The following is a 17,078-nucleotide window of genomic DNA, read 5'->3' as shown; positions in this document are numbered from 1 at the left end:
TTTTTTATTTAGAAATTTAACCGGACTTTTATTTTGCTATAAATTAATGCTATTAAGAAGAATGCTGCTTGTAGCAAAATAATACACGCACCCGTAGACGCATCAAAATGATAGCTAAGTAGCACGCCTAGTAGACTTGCAGTTACAGCGCTGATGATTGCGATAATAAGCATCTTATCGAAGCGATTGGTCAGTGTTAGCGCAGTGATGCCCGGTGCAATTAGCATCGCTACGACCAAAATAACTCCAACGACTTGCATCGTACTCACAATAGTGAGCGCGAGTAATGTGAGTAAGCCATAATGTAATAATTTAGGCGAGAGACCTGCAACGCGAGCATGGCTAGGATCAAAGCAATAAAGCAGAAAATCACGACGCTTTAATCCAAGTAAAATAAAAATGATTAAGGCGATGATTGCCGTTTGAATCAGCTCTTGTCGGCTTACACCCAATACGTTTCCAAATAAGATATGTGTGAGATGTTGTGAGGTTTGGATTTTAGTGAACAGCACCAAACCAATGGCAAACATCCCCGAAAATACAATCCCCATCGCGGTATCTTCTTTGATACGGCTATTCTCTTTTAAATAACCCACCCCTAAGGCACAGGCAATACCTGAGACAAAGGCTCCAATGACTAATGGAATACCAGCTAAAAAAGCTAAGACAATGCCAGGTAGGACAGCATGAGAAATGGCATCCCCCATCAATGACCATCCTTTCAACACCAAATAGCAAGAGAGTAGTGCACAGATGACGGCAACCACTAATGCCGTGAGTAACGCATTTTGCATGAAGGCAAATTGAAATGGCTCAACGAAAATGGCGAACATCTCAGTCATAATCCACCACCTTACGTCGTTTTTGACTGATTAATCCGTATTTGGGCGAGAATAGAAAAGCCAATAAAAATAACAAGGTTTGTAATGTTACGATGACACCACCTGTTGCGCCATCCAGATAATAGCTTAAATAAACGCCGACGAAACCAGTGATTGCGCCCAATGCTACGGCAATTTTGATAAGAGTTTTGAACTTGTCAGTAAGTAAATAGGCGGTTGCACCTGGCGTGATTACCATCGCAATCACTAAAATCGCTCCGACAGTTTGCAATGCGGCAACAACACAAGCACTCAAGAGTGTAAAAAAGAGAACTTTGTAAAACAGTGGTGAAAGTCCAACTGTAATTGCTTGCGTTTCATCAAAGAAAATCAGTAATAGATCCTTCCAAAAAATCAGTAATAAAACTAAGCAGATCAGCATAATAATTGCGACTTGATAAATATCTTCATCAGCAATACCAAGGATATTACCGAGAATGATGTTTTGCACATTTATTGAAGTTGGATTCAGAGAAATAATCAACAATCCCAAGGCAAAGAATGTGCTGAAAATAAAGCCGATAACAGCATCTTCTTTGAGTTTAGAAATGGATTTGATCCATAAAATGGAAAGTGCGGCCAAAATGCCGGCAAAAAAAGCACCTAAAGCATAGGGGAGTGAAAAGGCATAAGCTATCGCCACACCCGGAACCACGGAATGAGAGAGCGCGTCGCCAATTAATGACCAACCTTTCAACATTAAATAGGCAGAAAGAAAGGCACAAATGCCACCAACTGCGGCACTTATCCACATGGCTTTTTGCATATATTCATAGGAGAAAGGTTCCAGTAAATATTCAAGCATGACTTATTCCTTGTCAGACGGAGGCAGACGACAGGATTTTACAGCCGTTGCAGGCGGATCATTTTTGGTTTCGCCATAGAAGACAACAGGGCGTTCATCATCTGTGAGAACGGTTACCGCACGTTTATCTTCATCATTATGCAGATCTTCACCTAATAATTTGATGTGTCGTAATACACCACCAAAGACTTTTTCCAAATTATGCTGATTGAATGTATCTTCCGTTTTACCGGCAGCAATCACAGTACGGTTAATCATCACCACTTGATCACAGAAATCTGGTACAGAGCCTAAGTTATGAGTAGAAACTAAAATTAAATGGCCTTCAGCACGTAATTGTCGAAGGAGTTCCACAATCGCATTTTCAGTTTTAACATCCACACCCGTAAAAGGCTCATCGAGTAAGATAATTTTACTTTGTTGTGCTAACGCGCGAGCTAAAAATACGCGTTTTTTCTGCCCACCAGAAAGCTCACCGATTTGTCGTTCAGCTAAATGCTCGATGTTTACTCGCTGCATCGCTTCGAGCACTTTTTGTTTGTCTTCAGCCTTTGGAATGCGTAGGAAATTCATATAGCCGTAGCGTCCCATCATGACAACATCATAAACGGAGACGGGAAATTGCCAATCGACTTCTTCCGCTTGCGGCACATAGGCAACCAAATTTTGTTTCAACGCTCGATTAATTGGCAAACCACAAAGCGCAATATTGCCTTGTTGTGGTTTAATTAAGCCCATGATGCTTTTGAATAGCGTTGATTTTCCGCTCCCATTTACGCCAACAAGAGCACAGATTGTTCCCCCTTGTAATGCAAAGGTAACATCATAAATTGCAGTGTGCCCGTTGTTGTAACGCACGGTTACGTCATTAACGGAAATAGAAGCGGAAAGTGCGGTCATTATTTTTCAAATCCTTTGACTATGGTGGATACAGTGACATTCAGTAAGTCAATATAAGTCGGTACAGGGCCATCAGCAGCAGAAAGGGAATCGACATAAAGTACGCCGCCGTACTTAGCACCGCTTTCTTTCGCTACCTGTTGAGCAGGTTTGGCTGACACGGTACTTTCACTAAATACCACTGGAATATGATTTTTTTTCACTAAATCGATAAGTTTACGTACTTGTTGAGGCGTACCTTGTTGTTCAGCGTTAATTGGCCATAAATAGCCTTCTTTGAGATCGTAATCTTTCGCTAAATAACTAAAGGCGCCTTCACTAGTCACTAACCAACGTTGGTCGGCAGGAATCTGTGAGAGTTTTTCACGTAAAGGTTTATCGAGCTGTTTGATTTTTTCTGCATACGCCGCTGCATTTTTTTGATAAGTATCAGCATTTTGCGGATCGTATTTAACTAATGCATTTTTGATATTTTCGACATAAATCAACGCATTAGATGGCGACATCCAAGCGTGTGGGTTAGGGGCATCTTTATAAGGGCCTTCATAAATAGAAAGTGGCGTGACGCCTTCGGTTACCACAACGGCTGGTTTATCTTTGATATTTTGGAAGAAACGCTCAAACCAACGCTCTAAATTTAATCCGTTCCATAAAATTAAATCAGCAGATTGAGCTTTTACAATATCTTTAGGGGTCGGTTCATACTCGTGAATTTCTGCACCAGGTTTGGTGATAGATTCCACCGTCGCGGCATCGCCCGCAACATTTTGTGCGATATCCTGAATAACCGTAAATGTGGTCACCACTTTAAATTTCGCTTCGGCTTGTAAAGCTGCTAAACCTAGAGCGATAACAGATAGGCTTTTAAATAAATGCTTCATGAGATCTCCTTAAAAATAATGATTAATTAGCATTCTGCATAATAATATCATTTTTTACAAGCTTTTTAAATGAAAATAATTATCAAATCGATAGGTGATTAAAATTAAAAAGCGGAAAATTTTGTGCAAAATTGACCGCTCTTTTTGAAATGATTAACCACCAACTTGTTGAATTAGGCGATCCATACCAGCTTCATCATAGCCTTCTTCATATTGGGCTTCATCAACAGTAAAGTTGTGCATGCTACGCCCTGCGATACAACCGTATTGTTCCAATTTTCCTTTGGTAAAGTTAGTACGAAACGCAGATGAATGGTTATTTAAACTAATCACCCCAATGGTAGCGCGATTACACGGATTTTTATTCACAAAGACTAAATTATAGCCAGATTCGCGAATGTAACCGGTTTTATTAATTGCTGCATCAAATACTTCTTCACGCACTAATTTATTGGTGTTTTTAACAAAAACGCTACGTCCGCCTGCTTGAATGAAAGCACTTGGCATATTCGAGATGTTTTTGATTTGTGCTTTGTTAAGAGAGTATTTAGCCAATTTAACCAGATCCATCACACTTGAAATGTTACTGTCAGATAAACCTGAGCTATCTGAAAAGCGAGTAGAGCGCATACCTAATTCTCTCGCTTTCTCATTCATTTTTTGAATAAATTGCAAACGACTCATGCCTGCAGAGCGAGAAAGGGCATGAGCAGCATAGTTATCAGAATGGACAAGCATCGCTTTTAATAATTCATTACAAGAAATCGGCGTGTATTTTGGTAATTTTGTATGTGTGCCTTTAATGTAATCGTAATCGTCGTCAGTAATCGATGCAGTACAATTTGCGTTTCGATTATTTTCAAGAAACACATTTGCAGTCATTAACTTGGTAACGGATGCGATAGGTTGAACATGATTCGGTGAGCTACTTTCGAGCACTCGATCATGGGTGAAATCATACACGACATAAGATTGTGCCGTTGCCATTGCTGGCACTAAACACAATACAGAAAGCACTTTTTTTAACATATCTTTTAATATAGCCAACTTAGAGAATAAAACAAAGCTAGTATTCTATCAGTTTTTGTAAGGGTTTGGGATGTGTGAAAGAGAAAAAATTTAAAGTTTTTTAACCGCACTTTTTTCTTTTGTTTTTTGATTTTTGCGATAGAGATCGCAAAGAAGTGCGATCAAAATTTTCTTTGTTTTTCAAATCTGCTAGCTTATCCGTCGGTAAATCTGTAAAATCTCGGCTCATTTTTAATATGCGAATTTTTTGTTGCTCAATTCTGAGTAACATCATCGCCGTAATGTGTAATAACGAGGCTTTATGTTAGAACAACCCCTTTCATCCGAAACGAATACAAAAAAGATTAACTTAATGGATTTAACGCGTCAGCAGATGCGTGAGTTTTTAGCTGAATTAGGCGAGAAACCATTTCGTGCGGATCAATTAGTGAAATGGATTTATCATTTTGGCGAAGATAACTTCGACAATATGACCAATATTAATAAAAAATTACGAGAAAAATTAAAAGCAGTCGCTGAAATTAAAGCGCCAGAAGTGGCGGTTGAACAACGCTCTTCGGATGGCACCATTAAATGGGCGATGCAGGTAGGTGAACAGCAAGTTGAAACGGTCTATATTCCTGAAGCGGATCGCGCGACACTTTGTGTCTCTTCTCAAGTAGGCTGTGCCTTAGCTTGTACTTTCTGTTCAACAGCACAGCAAGGCTTTAACCGTAATTTAACGGTGTCTGAAATTATCGGTCAGGTTTGGCGTGCATCAAAAATTATCGGTAATTTTGGTGTGACGGGTGTACGTCCTATTACCAATGTGGTAATGATGGGCATGGGTGAACCATTGTTAAATGTAGCTAATGTTGTACCTGCAATGGAAATTATGCTCGATGATTTCGCATATGGATTATCTAAACGACGCGTGACGTTATCCACTTCAGGTGTTGTGCCAGCGCTCGATATGTTACGTGATAAGATTGATGTAGCATTAGCGATTTCACTTCACGCACCGAACGATGAATTGCGTGATGAAATCATGCCGATCAATAAAAAATATAACATCAAAATGTTGATGGATTCGGTACACAGATACTTAGAAGTATCAAATGCTAACCATGGTAAAGTGACAATTGAATATGTGTTATTAGATCACGTGAATGATGGTACAGAGCATGCGCATCAATTAGCTCAAGTGTTAAAAAATACCCCGTGTAAAATTAACTTGATCCCATGGAACCCGTTCCCAGAAGCGCCTTATGGTAAAAGCTCAAATAGCCGTGTCGATCGTTTCCAAAAAACCTTAATGGAATACGGCTTTACGGTGATTGTGCGCAAAACCCGTGGTGATGATATTGATGCCGCTTGTGGTCAGTTGGCTGGCGATGTAATCGACCGAACCAAACGTACAGCAATGAAACGTAAGTTTGGTGAAGGTATTGACGTAAAAGCGGTTAACTAAGCTAAATATAGCAATACTTGTAAAGGGAAAATGGCCTGGAGAAGAGTGATAAGATAGAGGAGTGATAAGATGAAATTAATCCCAATTAACATTCTAAGTGCGGTCATTTTTCCTTTTGTTTTTTCTGCTTGCGTTTCTCAATCTTCAGTCGATTTTAATAAACAACAAGCAGCCAAAGCGCGCGTTGAGTTGGCATTAGGCTATCTGCAACAAGAGGATTTTGTTCAAGCAAAACTTAATTTAGATAAAGCCTTTGAACATGATGACCGCTATTATCTTGTGCACTCGGCACTTGCGCATTTTTATCAATTACAAGGCGATACGGAAAAAGCGAAGCAAGCTTATTTACAGGCAATTAAGTTAGATGATAAGCAAGGCGATGTGTATAACAACTTTGGTGCATTTTTATGTGGGCAAGGTGAGTTTGAACAAGCTTATTCACAATTTAATGCGGCACTTGCAGCACCGAATTATTATCATCAAGCCGATACTTACGAAAACATAGCACTTTGTGCTTTTGCTGGAAAACAAACCGACGTTTATCAACAAGCGTTGGAGAAATTGCGCCAAGTTGATCCTTCCAGAGTGGAAAAGCTCCGCACACTCAAATAATCATTGCCAAAAGCCCCTTTCGACTTTAAAATTTGGTATTTAGTTTTTTATTTCTATTTCTCTATTTTTATCCCTATGAATACAATCGTCGAACAAACTGAAACAACTGAAATCTCCTTTGGGGATAAACTTCGCCAAACACGCGAAGCATTAAATCTTTCTTTAGAAGATGTGGCAAAGGCCATTTCTTTACGTCCAAGCATTTTGGCAAAATTAGAAAATAATGAATTTGTCCAAAAAGATGTACCATCAACCTTTTTGAGAGGTTACGTTCGCAGTTATGCGAAATTTTTACGTATTCCTGATGCTGAATGGACACATTTAACTTTTGGTGAAGCACATAAAAATGATTTAAGTAAAAATTCACGTGCGACGCGTTCAGTAAACCAATATTCATCTCACAGCCGTTGGGTAGGCACACTCACAACGATTATTTTACTCGCTGCTGTTGGAATGACTGGCTTATGGTGGTGGCAAAATTATCAAAAATCAAATGAAGAACGAGATAATTTAGTGCAAACCTACGTTGAAAAAGAAAAAACAGCAGAGCTACCGGCTACTCATTCGAATGAAATTCCAGTAACAGTAAATAGTCAGCCTGCGGTGTCAAGCAATGAAACTACGTCTGTAGCGGAAACAACAAATAATGCCGCTGCTGAACCTGCTGTTTCAACGACTCAAGAAAATCAAGCTCAAACAGCAAGCGCAGAAGTTTCAACCACTGCAACTTCAGCACCTACTATTGGACAAGCTCAAGCACCTGTTGTGGAACAAACGTTACCTAACACTGAACCAACAACAGAGCAAACTGTGCCAGATACACAAAGTGCGGTTGAAAACCCCGCTATTTCTGAAGCACCAACTACAGCGAAAGGCGATCTCGTTATTGAGATCACGAAAAATTCAAGCTGGATTAGTGTGAAAGACCAAAACCGTAAAGTATTAGCGCAAAAAGAATATAAACAAGGTGAAACCTTAACCTTTAATGGTGATGAATATGCCTTGATTATCGGTGCGCCAGGTAACGTTCGCATTACTTATAAAGGCGAAGCGTATCCGCTTACAGTTGATGGCCGTGTGGCTAAATTTAAATTACCAAAACCTTAACGAATAATTTACGAAAGAATGTCAGCAGTAAAACCTACTATCAAACGTCGTGAATCGACAAAAATTTATGTGGGCAATGTACCAATCGGTGGTGATGCACCGATTGCCGTGCAATCCATGACAAATACTCGCACAACTGATGTTGAAGCGACCGTTGCACAGATTAAATCTTTGGAACGTGTGGGCGCAGATATCGTGCGTGTTTCTGTGCCGACCATGGATGCAGCCGAAGCCTTTAAAATCATTAAACAGCAAGTGAATGTGCCCTTGGTGGCGGATATTCATTTTGACTATCGCATTGCGTTAAAAGTGGCTGAATATGGGGTAGATTGCTTACGTATTAATCCAGGCAATATCGGTCGTGAGGATCGTATTCGTGCAGTGGTGGATTGCGCGCGTGATAAAAATATCCCGATTCGCATCGGTGTCAATGCTGGCTCATTAGAAAAAGACATTCAAGAGAAATTTGGTGAACCAACACCAGAAGCCTTGTTAGAATCAGCGTTACGTCATGTTGAGATCTTGGATCGTTTAAACTTCGATCAATTCAAAGTGAGCGTAAAAGCATCTGATGTTTTCCTTGCAGTGGAATCTTACCGTTTACTGGCAAAAGCGATTAAACAGCCGTTGCATTTAGGCATTACGGAAGCAGGTGGCGCGCGAGCAGGCTCTGTGAAGTCAGCGATTGGTTTAGGAATGTTGTTAGCAGAAGGCATTGGTGATACCTTGCGTGTTTCTTTAGCCGCCGATCCTGTAGAAGAAATCAAAGTTGGTTTTGATATTTTGAAATCATTACGTATTCGTTCTCGCGGGATTAACTTTATTGCTTGTCCAACTTGCTCTCGTCAAGAGTTTGATGTGATCGGCACGGTGAATGCACTAGAACAACGTTTAGAAGATATTATCACCCCAATGGATGTATCTATTATTGGTTGTGTGGTAAATGGCCCGGGAGAAGCATTAGTGTCTGACCTAGGTGTTACCGGTGGTAATAAGAAAAGTGGCTATTATTTAGATGGCGAGCGTCAAAAAGAACGTTTTGATAACGACGCGATTATTGACCAATTAGAAGCAAAAATTCGTGCCAAAGTTGCACAACAAGATCCAAAAAATCGAATTATTTAAGGAAAACTCGTGGCAAAAAATATTCAAGCAATTCGTGGGATGAATGACTGTTCCCCAACTGAATCTCCACTTTGGCAATGGATTGAAGGACAGGTTCGCCAAATTTTAAGTAGCTACGGCTATTCAGAAGTGCGTATGCCAATCGTGGAAAGTACGCCATTATTTGCTCGTGCAATCGGTGAAGTCACAGATGTTGTCTCAAAAGAAATGTACACATTCTGGGATAATGATGAACAATTAACACTTCGTCCAGAAGGTACGGCAGGATGCGTGCGTGCTGCGATTGAACACGGTTGGATTTACAACAATGAACAACGTTTATGGTATATGGGACCGATGTTCCGTCATGAACGTCCACAAAAAGGGCGTTACCGTCAATTCCATCAAGCGGGTGTCGAAGTATTTGGTATCGCAACCCCTGAAATTGATGCGGAGTTAATTATTTTAACTGCACGTTTATGGAAAGCGTTAGGTATTGATCAACATGTTTTACTTCAATTAAATTCGATTGGTTCACTAGAAGCACGTGCAAACTATCGTTCTGCATTAGTGGCCTTCTTAGAAAATCACCAAGATTTAATGAGTGAAGAAGAGAAAGAACGTCTTGTAAAAAATCCATTACGTATTTTGGATACTAAAAATCAAGCATTACAAGATGTATTGGATGGCGCGCCAAAATTATTGGATTATTTAGATGATGAAAGTCGCGAGCATTTTGCGCAGTTATGCGGTCTATTAGATGCGGTTGGTATTCAATATGAAATTAATCCCAAATTGGTTCGTGGTTTAGATTATTATAATAAAACTGTATTTGAATGGGTGACATCAGCATTAGGTGCGCAAGGTACTGTATGTGGTGGTGGACGCTATGACGGCTTAGTTGAACAACTCGGTGGCCACGCAACAAGTGGTGTCGGTTTCGCAATGGGCTTAGAGCGTTTAGTGCTACTCGTTCAAGAAGTGAATAAATCGATTCCAGTAAAAAGTGCGGTAGATATTTACGTTGTTTATCAAGGTGAAGGCACAACATTAGCCGCATTCCAGCTCGCGGAAAAACTTCGCTCAGAATTACCGCACTTAAGTACAATGTTGCATTGCAGCGGCGGTAACTTTAAAAAACAATTTAAACGCGCAGATAAGTCTGGTGCGACTCTAGCTCTTGTGCTTGGCGAAAGTGAAGTGCAAAATAATCAAGTTGTGGTAAAACACTTACTTGGCGCAGCAGAGCAGCAAACCATTGATGTGGCCAATTTAATTGAACACGTGAAAGCCCAATTTTAATTTTAGAAGGATAGGAAAATGGCATATACCATTGAAGAAGAACAAGAACTGAACCAGTTAAAAGAATGGTGGAAAGACAATGGCAAAACCATTATTGCCGCTTTTATTCTTGGTGTAGGCGGGATGTTGGGCTGGCGTTATTGGCAGTCTTATCAAGCCAATCAAATTATGCAAGCGTCTGCTGAATATGATGCGTTAGTTTATACAGCAAACAAAGATGCCGCCGCACAACAAGCTAAAGTAGCTGAATTTGTGAAAGCGCATGATAAAACTAGCTATGCGGTATTTAGCTTATTAGATGAAGCAAAAGGTTTTGTTGCAAAACAAGATTACGCCTCTGCAGAAAATAGCTTAAAACAAGCGATTGCTCAATCACAAGATGATATCTTAACGTCTCTTGCAGCGCTTCGTTTGTCTGCCGTGCAATTCCAACAAGGTCAATTTGATGCAGCACTAGCAAGTCTAAATCAAGTGAAAAGCCAAGGCTTTAGTGCACGTAAAGATCTTTTAGCGGGCGATATTCAAGTCGCAAAAGGCGATGTGAATGGTGCTAAAGCAAGCTTTGAGAATGCACAAAAAAGCGGTAACCCGTTAGAAAAACAAATGGCGCAGATGAAATTAAATAATCTGTAATATTTTAATTAGCCCGAATTGCTCGGGCTTTTTTATTGGATTTTTGATCTTATGATTCAGAAACCTATTGTGCCGCCACCCGTCATTTTTATTGGCTGTGCACTTATCATGATATGCTTACCTAATCCTTACCCTCTTACAATCAATATCGTGATTACTTATCTGATTGCGTTGGCTTCATCTTTTGTTGGTTTTTTCAGTGTTTGGCAATTCTACAAAAATAAAGCTAATATTCATCCCATCCATTTAGAGAAAAGCAAAGTATTTGTGGTAAGTGGTATCTATCGCTTTAGTCGTAACCCAATGTATTTAAGCTTAGCGGGTTTGTTAGTGGCATGGGCGGTTTATTTGCAAAATGCGGTCAGTTTTCTCGGTGTTTTTCTGTTTATTTACTTCATCACACAATGGCAAATTAAACCTGAAGAATACTGGCTAGAGAAGAAGTTTGGTGAGTCTTATTTGGCTTATAAGAAAAAAGTCAGACGTTGGATTTAACCAATAAAAAAATCGCCTAAAAATAGGCGATTTTTTATATATTTTGAGAAGCTATTATTTAGCTGCACATCCGCAATCTGCTAATTTTTTAGCTAAACGCTCCGCAACGAAATCCCAGTTTACGACGTTCCAGAATTCTTTGATGTAGTCTGGACGACGGTTTTGGAATTTCAAGTAGTAAGCGTGTTCCCAAACATCTAAACCTAAAAGTGGGAAACCTTCACAACCTGCGATTTCTTTACCCATTAATGGAGAATCTTGGTTTGCTGTTGATACAACAGATAATTTACCTTGGTTGATCACTAACCACGCCCAGCCTGAACCAAAACGAGTTGCTGCTGCTTTTTCAAATTCAGCTTTGAAGTTTTCTACAGAACCGAAATCACGTTCGATAGCTGCTTTTAAATCACCCTGTAAAGTGGTGCCTTTTTTCAATGATTTCCAGAATAAGCTGTGGTTTGCGTGACCGCCTGCGTTGTTACGTAATGCAGTACGTTTTTCAGCTGGGATTTTGCCTAATTGGCTGATTAATTGACCTGAGCACATTTCAGAAAATTCAGCAGGTAAAGTTTCTAACACCGCGTTTGCATTGTTTACATAAGCTTGGTGGTGCTTAGTGTGGTGAATTTCCATTGTTTGCGCATCAAAATGTGGTTCTAACGCATCATAAGCGTAACCTAATTCAGGTAGAGTATAAGACATAATATGTTCCTTTTTTAAATAAAGTTAAGGTAATGTTTTTGATAAAACAACATCAAAAAGTAGCTAAATGGTAGCAGAAAATTTGATTTAGATCAGTAAATCTTTTAATTATTTGATTATCCGATGAATAGGCTAGAAAAGCTTAATTTGTTTTAAATCAATAAATACACCGATCTACTTCTAAATAGTTATACCTTTTAGCCCTTAAAATCTCGTCAAAATTTCCCCTTGTGGTAGAATACCTGCTGATTTTTCACAAGATTTTATTTTTAAGGCTGAGACTATGTTTCCTGCTCATCAACTTCAATTAGAACAATTAGCGTGCCAACGGGGCGATCGCGTGTTGTTCACTGATCTTTCATTGCAATTTCAAAGCGGTGATTTCGTGCAAATTGAAGGGCACAATGGTATCGGTAAAACAAGTTTATTGCGGATTTTAGCTGGCCTTGCACAGCCTGTAGAAGGTAAAGTGCGGTGGAATTCAGACGAGATTACAAAGCAACGGGAAGAATACCATCATCAGCTACTTTATCTCGGCCACCATTCTGGCGTAAAGCCTGAATTAACGGCATGGGAAAATTTAAAATTTTATCAGCAGATTAGTCAAAGTCAGCAAGGCACTGATATTTTATGGGATGTACTTGAAACTGTAGGCTTACTTGGACGTGAAGATTTACCGGCTGCCCAACTTTCAGCTGGTCAGCAAAAGCGCATTGCCTTGGCGAGATTATGGATCTCAGAAGCACCTCTTTGGATTTTGGATGAACCTTTTACAGCAATAGACAAAAAAGGGGTTGAAGTTTTGACCGCTCTTTTTGAAAATCATGCTAAAAAAGGTGGGATGGTGATTTTAACGAGCCACCAAGAAGTGCCTAGTACGTTATTGAAAAAAATCAATCTTGCTGATTATAAATATAACTCTTAGATTTTTATGATATTTTTACAGATTATAAAGCGTGAGCTGAAGATTGCGACCCGTAAACAAGCGGAAATATTGAACCCACTTTGGTTCTTTTTGATCGTGATCACGCTGTTTCCATTGGTGATTGGACCGGATCCTAAGTTACTTTCTCGTATTGCACCAGGGGTTGCTTGGGTAGCGGCATTGCTTTCTGCGTTGCTGTCTTTTGAACGCTTATTCCGAGATGATTTTATTGATGGCTCTTTAGAACAATTGATGCTTACGGCTCAACCTTTAGCGCTAACGGCACTTGCAAAAGTTGTTGCGCACTGGTTATTAACAGGTTTGCCGTTGATTTTACTTTCACCTATTGCGGCTTTATTGCTTTCGTTGGAAGTGAATATTTGGTGGGCACTGGTGGTCACCTTGCTAGTGGGAACACCAATTTTAAGCTGCATTGGCGCGATTGGCGTGGCATTGACGGTAGGATTACGTAAAGGTGGCGTATTGCTGAGTTTACTTGTGGTACCATTATTTATTCCGGTTTTAATTTTTGCTTCAGCAATTTTAGATGCCGCCGCATTAAATCTCCCTTATGGTGGACAGCTTGCTATTTTAGGTGCAATTTTGGCTGGTGCGATAACTTTATCGCCTTTTGCTATTGCAGCGGCACTACGAATTAGTTTAGATAATTAATCATCATTACGGTGAAAGTGCGGTCAGATTTTTAACTGTTTTTTATTTTTTGGAATTAAGGATCTTTTATGTGGAAGTGGTTACATCCTTACGCAAAACATGAAACCCAATATCATTTATGTGGCAAATTAAGCCCATTTTTTGGTGCGATTGCGGTTTTATTATTGGCTGTTGGCATTGTGTGGGGCTTAGCTTATGCACCGGCAGATTATCAGCAAGGCAATAGTTTCCGAATTATGTATGTGCATGTGCCGGCGGCGATTTGGTCAATGGGCGTGTATGGTTCGATGGCGATTGCAGCGATTATTGCGTTAGTTTGGCAGATTAAAGCCGCACACCTTTCGATGGTTGCCATGGCACCAATTGGTGCGATGTTTACCTTTATCGCGCTGGTCACTGGCGCAATTTGGGGTAAACCAATGTGGGGAACCTGGTGGGTGTGGGATGCGCGTTTAACCGCGGAACTCATTCTTTTCTTCTTATATATCGGTGTATTAGCCCTTTATTCTGCATTTTCTGATCGTGCGGTGGGCGCAAAATCAGCTGGTATCTTGTGTATTGTTGGTGTGGTGAATTTACCAATCATTCACTTTTCCGTAGAGTGGTGGAATACTTTACATCAAGGGGCCAGTATCACGAAGTTTGAAAAACCGTCTATTGCAACGCCGATGTTAATTCCACTGATTTTATGTATTTTTGGATTTTTATTTTTATCCATTTGGTTTACGCTCGTGCGTTATCGTGTTGAATTGCTAAAAGAAGATAGCAAACGTCCATGGGTAAAAGAGTTAGCAAGTAAGCTAAAATAGTTTTTCATTTTTATTTTAGGATTTTAGGGAGCGGAAAATGTTTTTCCAAAGTTGGAGTGATTTTATCAATATGGGAGGCTACGGTTTTTATGTGTGGCTTTCCTACGGCATTAGCCTTGTGGCAATGATTATTTTGGCGATACAAAGCGTCAAGGGACGTAAAGTGGTGTTAAAAGAAGTGTTACGCGAGCAACAACGTGAAGCTCGTTTAAACCAAGCAAATAAAGGAAATACACTATGAATCCAAGACGTAAATCAAGACTCTCTATCATTATCTTTGTGATTTTAGGTATTTCGATTGCAACAGGTTTAGTCCTTTATGCACTTCGCCAAAATATCGATTTATTTTATACGCCATCAGAAGTTATTGAAGGTAAAGAAGGCAAAGCAGATCAAAAACCTGAAGTGGGGCAACGCATCCGTGTAGGTGGCATGGTTGTGGAAGGCACAGTAAAACGTGATCCAAAAAGCTTAAAAGTCCGCTTTGACTTAAATGATATTGGTCCATCGATCACTGTAGAATACGAAGGTATTCTTCCAGATCTTTTCCGTGAAGGGCAAGGTATCGTTGCGCAAGGCGTATTAAAAGAGCCTACTTTATTAGAGGCGACAGAAGTACTTGCTAAACATGATGAAAATTATGTACCACCAGAATTAGGCGATAAAATGCAGAAAGTACATAAGCCAATGGGCGCAGAGTTAAAAGGCGAGAGTGAAGCTGATCGTCGTTATAAAGAAACCCAGCAAAAACCGCAAGAAGGTCAATAATGATTGCTGAACTAGGAAATTATGCGCTTGCTTTAAGTCTTGCCGTTTCATTCTTTTTAGCGATTTTCCCATTATGGGGCGCAGAAAAAGGTCACCCTCAATTAATGTCATTGGCTCGTCCAATGACTTATGGTTTATTTTTCAGTTTAACCATTGCTTTTGCAGCATTATTCTATCTGTTTGCTGTTAATGATTTCAGTGTGCAATATGTGGTAAATAACTCTAACAGCAGTTTACCGATTTATTATCGTTTATCTGCAGTGTGGGGTTCACATGAGGGTTCATTGTTACTTTGGATTTGGTTATTAACCCTTTGGGGCGCAGCGGTTGCCTTATTTAGCAAACACTTACCACAAGAAGCCGTGGCTCGCGTGTTGGGTATTATGGGGATTATTAGCATCGGCTTCTTACTCTTCGTATTATTTACCTCAAATCCATTTACTCGTACATTCCCTGATTTCCCAGTAGATGGTCGAGAATTAAACCCAATGTTGCAAGATGTGGGCTTGATTTTCCATCCTCCATTGCTTTATATGGGATATGTTGGTTTTTCTGTGGCTTTTGCCTTTGCGATTGCATCATTAATGACAGGGAAATTAGACTCCGCTTGGGCAAGATGGTCTCGCCCTTGGACGATGGCGGCTTGGGTCTTTTTAACACTCGGGATTGTGCTCGGTTCGTGGTGGGCCTATTATGAGCTAGGCTGGGGTGGCTGGTGGTTCTGGGATCCAGTAGAAAACTCTTCTTTAATGCCTTGGCTTGCAGGAACCGCATTAATCCACTCTTTAGCAGTTACTGAAAAACGTGGCTCTTTTAAAGCTTGGACTGTACTTTTAGCGATCCTTGCTTTCTCACTTTGCTTACTGGGTACGTTCTTAGTTCGTTCCGGTATCTTAGTATCAGTACATGCGTTTGCTTCAGATCCAACACGTGGTTTATATATTCTTGCTTATTTGGTTGTGGTGATTGGTGGTTCTTTAACCTTGTACGCTTACAAAGGCAACCAAATTCGTTCGCGTGATAATGCAGAACGCTATTCTCGCGAAACCTTATTGTTATTAAATAACATCCTATTAATGACCGCACTTTGTGTGGTGTTCTTAGGGACGTTATTGCCATTAGTTCATAAGCAATTAGGTCTGGGCTCTATTTCAATTGGTGCGCCGTTCTTTGATCAAATGTTCCTGATTATTATGACCCCATTTGCCTTATTACTAGGTATTGGGCCATTAGTTAAATGGCGTCGAGATCAGTTCTCTGAAATTCGTACACCGGTTGTAGTGAGTGTGATTGTAATGGCGATTGCAGGCTTTACCTTGCCATATTTCTTACACAATAAACTCACCGTCAGTGTTGTGCTTGGCACCATGATGTCCGTCATTATTGTGTTATTAAGCCTTTATGAAATGAAACAACGCGCAACATACCGTGAATCTTTCTTTAAAGGTATTACCAAACTTTCCCGTTCCCATTGGGGGATGATTTTGGCTCACCTTGGTGTGGCAATGACGGTTTGGGGAATTGCGTTTAGCCAAAACTTTAGTGTAGAGCGCGATGTGCGAATGACCGTTGGCGATACTGTGCAGATCGCTGACTATGACTTCAAATTTACCGGCGTGAGTGATGCAAATGGTCCAAACTATATGGGTGGCAAAGCACAAATTGATATTTCAAAAGACGGTAAACCGGAAGTAACGTTATTTGCTGAAAAACGTTTTTATACCGTCAGTAAAATGCCAATGACTGAAGCGGCAATTGATTGGGGTTTTACCCGCGATCTTTATGTTGCCTTGGGTGAAAAAATAGAAGATAACTCATGGGCGCTTCGCCTTTACTATAAACCGTTTATCCGCTGGATTTGGATTGGTGGATTGTTTATGGCGCTAGGTGGCTTGCTCTGTATGTTTGACCGTCGTTATCGTTTTAGTCGTTTGGTAAAACAGTCTTAATCGTGATGAGGGGCTAAATTAAGCTCCTAAAAATAGATGTAAATTGATCGTGTT

The 17,078-nt window shown here is 40.1% G+C and carries 20 protein-coding genes; 13 read left to right on the top strand and 7 right to left on the bottom strand.

Features of this window, described 5'->3' with window-relative positions; genetic code table 11:
- Positions 1-8: 8 nt before the first annotated feature.
- From QP437_RS00210 to QP437_RS00185, 6 genes are all read right to left on the bottom strand, one after another.
- The gene (locus QP437_RS00210; RefSeq protein ID WP_285266729.1) at positions 9-833 is read right to left on the bottom strand and encodes a metal ABC transporter permease; all 825 of its coding nucleotides are present in this window, start codon (positions 831-833) and stop codon (positions 9-11) included.
- A 1-nt stretch (position 834) separates the two neighbouring features.
- Positions 835-1,686, bottom strand: a complete 852-nt coding sequence (locus QP437_RS00205) for a metal ABC transporter permease (RefSeq protein WP_049369424.1) — start codon at positions 1,684-1,686, stop codon at positions 835-837.
- Between the two features lie 3 nt (positions 1,687-1,689).
- Entirely contained in the window at positions 1,690-2,586 is an 897-nt protein-coding gene (locus tag QP437_RS00200) for a manganese/iron ABC transporter ATP-binding protein (protein WP_285266552.1), read from the bottom strand.
- Positions 2,586-3,467, bottom strand: coding sequence for a metal ABC transporter substrate-binding protein (locus QP437_RS00195; protein WP_049364985.1), 882 nt, complete (start codon positions 3,465-3,467; stop codon positions 2,586-2,588). The genes QP437_RS00200 and QP437_RS00195 overlap by 1 nt, the downstream gene beginning before the upstream one ends.
- Before the next feature lie 153 nt (positions 3,468-3,620).
- The gene (locus QP437_RS00190) at positions 3,621-4,496 is read right to left on the bottom strand and encodes a D-alanyl-D-alanine carboxypeptidase family protein (RefSeq protein ID WP_197543618.1); all 876 of its coding nucleotides are present in this window, start codon (positions 4,494-4,496) and stop codon (positions 3,621-3,623) included.
- Positions 4,497-4,596: 100 nt separating this feature from the next.
- Entirely contained in the window at positions 4,597-4,770 is a 174-nt protein-coding gene (locus QP437_RS00185; RefSeq protein ID WP_186821522.1) for a hypothetical protein, read from the bottom strand.
- Positions 4,771-4,797: 27 nt separating this feature from the next.
- Between QP437_RS00185 and QP437_RS00180 the strand changes: the two genes are divergently transcribed.
- The 7 genes from QP437_RS00180 (at position 4,798) to QP437_RS00150 (ending at position 11,199) form a co-directional block, all read left to right on the top strand.
- Positions 4,798-5,946 (top strand): bifunctional tRNA (adenosine(37)-C2)-methyltransferase TrmG/ribosomal RNA large subunit methyltransferase RlmN, encoded by a 1,149-nt coding sequence (locus QP437_RS00180; protein WP_285266551.1) that lies wholly within the window; start codon positions 4,798-4,800, stop codon positions 5,944-5,946.
- Positions 5,947-6,015: 69 nt separating this feature from the next.
- On the top strand, positions 6,016-6,558 hold the full coding sequence (pilW, locus tag QP437_RS00175; protein WP_285266550.1) for a type IV pilus biogenesis/stability protein PilW: 543 nt from the start codon (positions 6,016-6,018) through the stop codon (positions 6,556-6,558).
- Between the two features lie 75 nt (positions 6,559-6,633).
- The gene (locus QP437_RS00170) at positions 6,634-7,665 is read left to right on the top strand and encodes a RodZ family helix-turn-helix domain-containing protein (protein ID WP_285266549.1); all 1,032 of its coding nucleotides are present in this window, start codon (positions 6,634-6,636) and stop codon (positions 7,663-7,665) included.
- A gap of 18 nt (positions 7,666-7,683) precedes the next feature.
- The gene (gene ispG / locus QP437_RS00165) at positions 7,684-8,790 is read left to right on the top strand and encodes a flavodoxin-dependent (E)-4-hydroxy-3-methylbut-2-enyl-diphosphate synthase (RefSeq protein ID WP_005695590.1); all 1,107 of its coding nucleotides are present in this window, start codon (positions 7,684-7,686) and stop codon (positions 8,788-8,790) included.
- Between the two features lie 9 nt (positions 8,791-8,799).
- Positions 8,800-10,071 carry a histidine--tRNA ligase gene (hisS, locus tag QP437_RS00160; RefSeq protein ID WP_285266548.1) on the top strand — a complete coding sequence of 424 codons (1,272 nt, stop codon included), beginning with the start codon at positions 8,800-8,802 and terminating at the stop codon, positions 10,069-10,071.
- An 18-nt stretch (positions 10,072-10,089) separates the two neighbouring features.
- Complete coding sequence (locus tag QP437_RS00155; RefSeq protein WP_049356996.1) at positions 10,090-10,704, top strand: YfgM family protein; 615 nt, start codon at positions 10,090-10,092, stop codon at positions 10,702-10,704.
- A gap of 51 nt (positions 10,705-10,755) precedes the next feature.
- Positions 10,756-11,199: an isoprenylcysteine carboxylmethyltransferase family protein gene (locus QP437_RS00150; RefSeq protein ID WP_285266547.1), complete on the top strand. Its 444-nt coding sequence runs from the start codon at positions 10,756-10,758 to the stop codon at positions 11,197-11,199.
- Between the two features lie 54 nt (positions 11,200-11,253).
- Here QP437_RS00150 and sodA read toward each other — a convergent pair whose 3' ends face one another.
- Positions 11,254-11,901, bottom strand: a complete 648-nt coding sequence (gene sodA, locus QP437_RS00145; RefSeq protein ID WP_285266546.1) for a superoxide dismutase [Mn] — start codon at positions 11,899-11,901, stop codon at positions 11,254-11,256.
- A 283-nt stretch (positions 11,902-12,184) separates the two neighbouring features.
- On the opposite strand from sodA, the gene ccmA reads away from it, so the two are divergent.
- From ccmA to QP437_RS00115, 6 genes are all read left to right on the top strand, one after another.
- Complete coding sequence (gene ccmA / locus QP437_RS00140) at positions 12,185-12,826, top strand: cytochrome c biogenesis heme-transporting ATPase CcmA (RefSeq protein ID WP_014063993.1); 642 nt, start codon at positions 12,185-12,187, stop codon at positions 12,824-12,826.
- Positions 12,827-12,832: 6 nt separating this feature from the next.
- On the top strand, positions 12,833-13,498 hold the full coding sequence (gene ccmB / locus QP437_RS00135) for a heme exporter protein CcmB (RefSeq protein WP_014063992.1): 666 nt from the start codon (positions 12,833-12,835) through the stop codon (positions 13,496-13,498).
- Positions 13,499-13,566: 68 nt separating this feature from the next.
- A complete protein-coding gene (locus tag QP437_RS00130; RefSeq protein WP_049369402.1) occupies positions 13,567-14,307 on the top strand; it encodes a heme ABC transporter permease in 741 nt (246 codons plus the stop codon).
- 37 nt (positions 14,308-14,344) lie between these two features.
- Positions 14,345-14,548, top strand: coding sequence for a heme exporter protein CcmD (ccmD, locus tag QP437_RS00125; RefSeq protein WP_285266545.1), 204 nt, complete (start codon positions 14,345-14,347; stop codon positions 14,546-14,548).
- Positions 14,545-15,075 carry a cytochrome c maturation protein CcmE gene (gene ccmE / locus QP437_RS00120; RefSeq protein ID WP_177991749.1) on the top strand — a complete coding sequence of 177 codons (531 nt, stop codon included), beginning with the start codon at positions 14,545-14,547 and terminating at the stop codon, positions 15,073-15,075. The genes ccmD and ccmE overlap by 4 nt, the downstream gene beginning before the upstream one ends.
- Positions 15,075-17,024 carry a heme lyase CcmF/NrfE family subunit gene (locus QP437_RS00115; protein ID WP_285266544.1) on the top strand — a complete coding sequence of 650 codons (1,950 nt, stop codon included), beginning with the start codon at positions 15,075-15,077 and terminating at the stop codon, positions 17,022-17,024. The genes ccmE and QP437_RS00115 overlap by 1 nt, the downstream gene beginning before the upstream one ends.
- Positions 17,025-17,078 lie beyond the last annotated feature (54 nt).

The organism is Haemophilus sp. UMB1048, from assembly GCF_030218125.1.
Taxonomy (GTDB): Bacteria; Pseudomonadota; Gammaproteobacteria; order Enterobacterales; family Pasteurellaceae; genus Haemophilus_D.
Note: the sequence above shows the minus strand (reverse complement) of the source record. Positions and strands in the feature narration are given on the sequence as shown.

Excerpts from the sequence above, each read along its gene's own strand:
- QP437_RS00210 (WP_285266729.1), bottom strand. The coding sequence starts at position 833 with ATGTTCGCCATTTTCGTTGAGCCATTTCAATTTGCCTTCATGCAAAAT.
- QP437_RS00205 (WP_049369424.1), bottom strand. The coding sequence starts at position 1,686 with ATGCTTGAATATTTACTGGAACCTTTCTCCTATGAATATATGCAAAAA.
- QP437_RS00200 (WP_285266552.1), bottom strand. The coding sequence starts at position 2,586 with ATGACCGCACTTTCCGCTTCTATTTCCGTTAATGACGTAACCGTGCGT.
- QP437_RS00195 (WP_049364985.1), bottom strand. The coding sequence starts at position 3,467 with ATGAAGCATTTATTTAAAAGCCTATCTGTTATCGCTCTAGGTTTAGCA.
- QP437_RS00190 (WP_197543618.1), bottom strand. The coding sequence starts at position 4,496 with ATGTTAAAAAAAGTGCTTTCTGTATTGTGTTTAGTGCCAGCAATGGCA.
- QP437_RS00185 (WP_186821522.1), bottom strand. The coding sequence starts at position 4,770 with ATGATGTTACTCAGAATTGAGCAACAAAAAATTCGCATATTAAAAATG.
- QP437_RS00180 (WP_285266551.1), top strand. The coding sequence starts at position 4,798 with ATGTTAGAACAACCCCTTTCATCCGAAACGAATACAAAAAAGATTAAC.
- pilW (WP_285266550.1), top strand. The coding sequence starts at position 6,016 with ATGAAATTAATCCCAATTAACATTCTAAGTGCGGTCATTTTTCCTTTT.
- QP437_RS00170 (WP_285266549.1), top strand. The coding sequence starts at position 6,634 with ATGAATACAATCGTCGAACAAACTGAAACAACTGAAATCTCCTTTGGG.
- ispG (WP_005695590.1), top strand. The coding sequence starts at position 7,684 with ATGTCAGCAGTAAAACCTACTATCAAACGTCGTGAATCGACAAAAATT.
- QP437_RS00155 (WP_049356996.1), top strand. The coding sequence starts at position 10,090 with ATGGCATATACCATTGAAGAAGAACAAGAACTGAACCAGTTAAAAGAA.
- QP437_RS00150 (WP_285266547.1), top strand. The coding sequence starts at position 10,756 with ATGATTCAGAAACCTATTGTGCCGCCACCCGTCATTTTTATTGGCTGT.
- sodA (WP_285266546.1), bottom strand. The coding sequence starts at position 11,901 with ATGTCTTATACTCTACCTGAATTAGGTTACGCTTATGATGCGTTAGAA.
- ccmA (WP_014063993.1), top strand. The coding sequence starts at position 12,185 with ATGTTTCCTGCTCATCAACTTCAATTAGAACAATTAGCGTGCCAACGG.
- ccmB (WP_014063992.1), top strand. The coding sequence starts at position 12,833 with ATGATATTTTTACAGATTATAAAGCGTGAGCTGAAGATTGCGACCCGT.
- QP437_RS00130 (WP_049369402.1), top strand. The coding sequence starts at position 13,567 with ATGTGGAAGTGGTTACATCCTTACGCAAAACATGAAACCCAATATCAT.
- ccmD (WP_285266545.1), top strand. The coding sequence starts at position 14,345 with ATGTTTTTCCAAAGTTGGAGTGATTTTATCAATATGGGAGGCTACGGT.
- ccmE (WP_177991749.1), top strand. The coding sequence starts at position 14,545 with ATGAATCCAAGACGTAAATCAAGACTCTCTATCATTATCTTTGTGATT.
- QP437_RS00115 (WP_285266544.1), top strand. The coding sequence starts at position 15,075 with ATGATTGCTGAACTAGGAAATTATGCGCTTGCTTTAAGTCTTGCCGTT.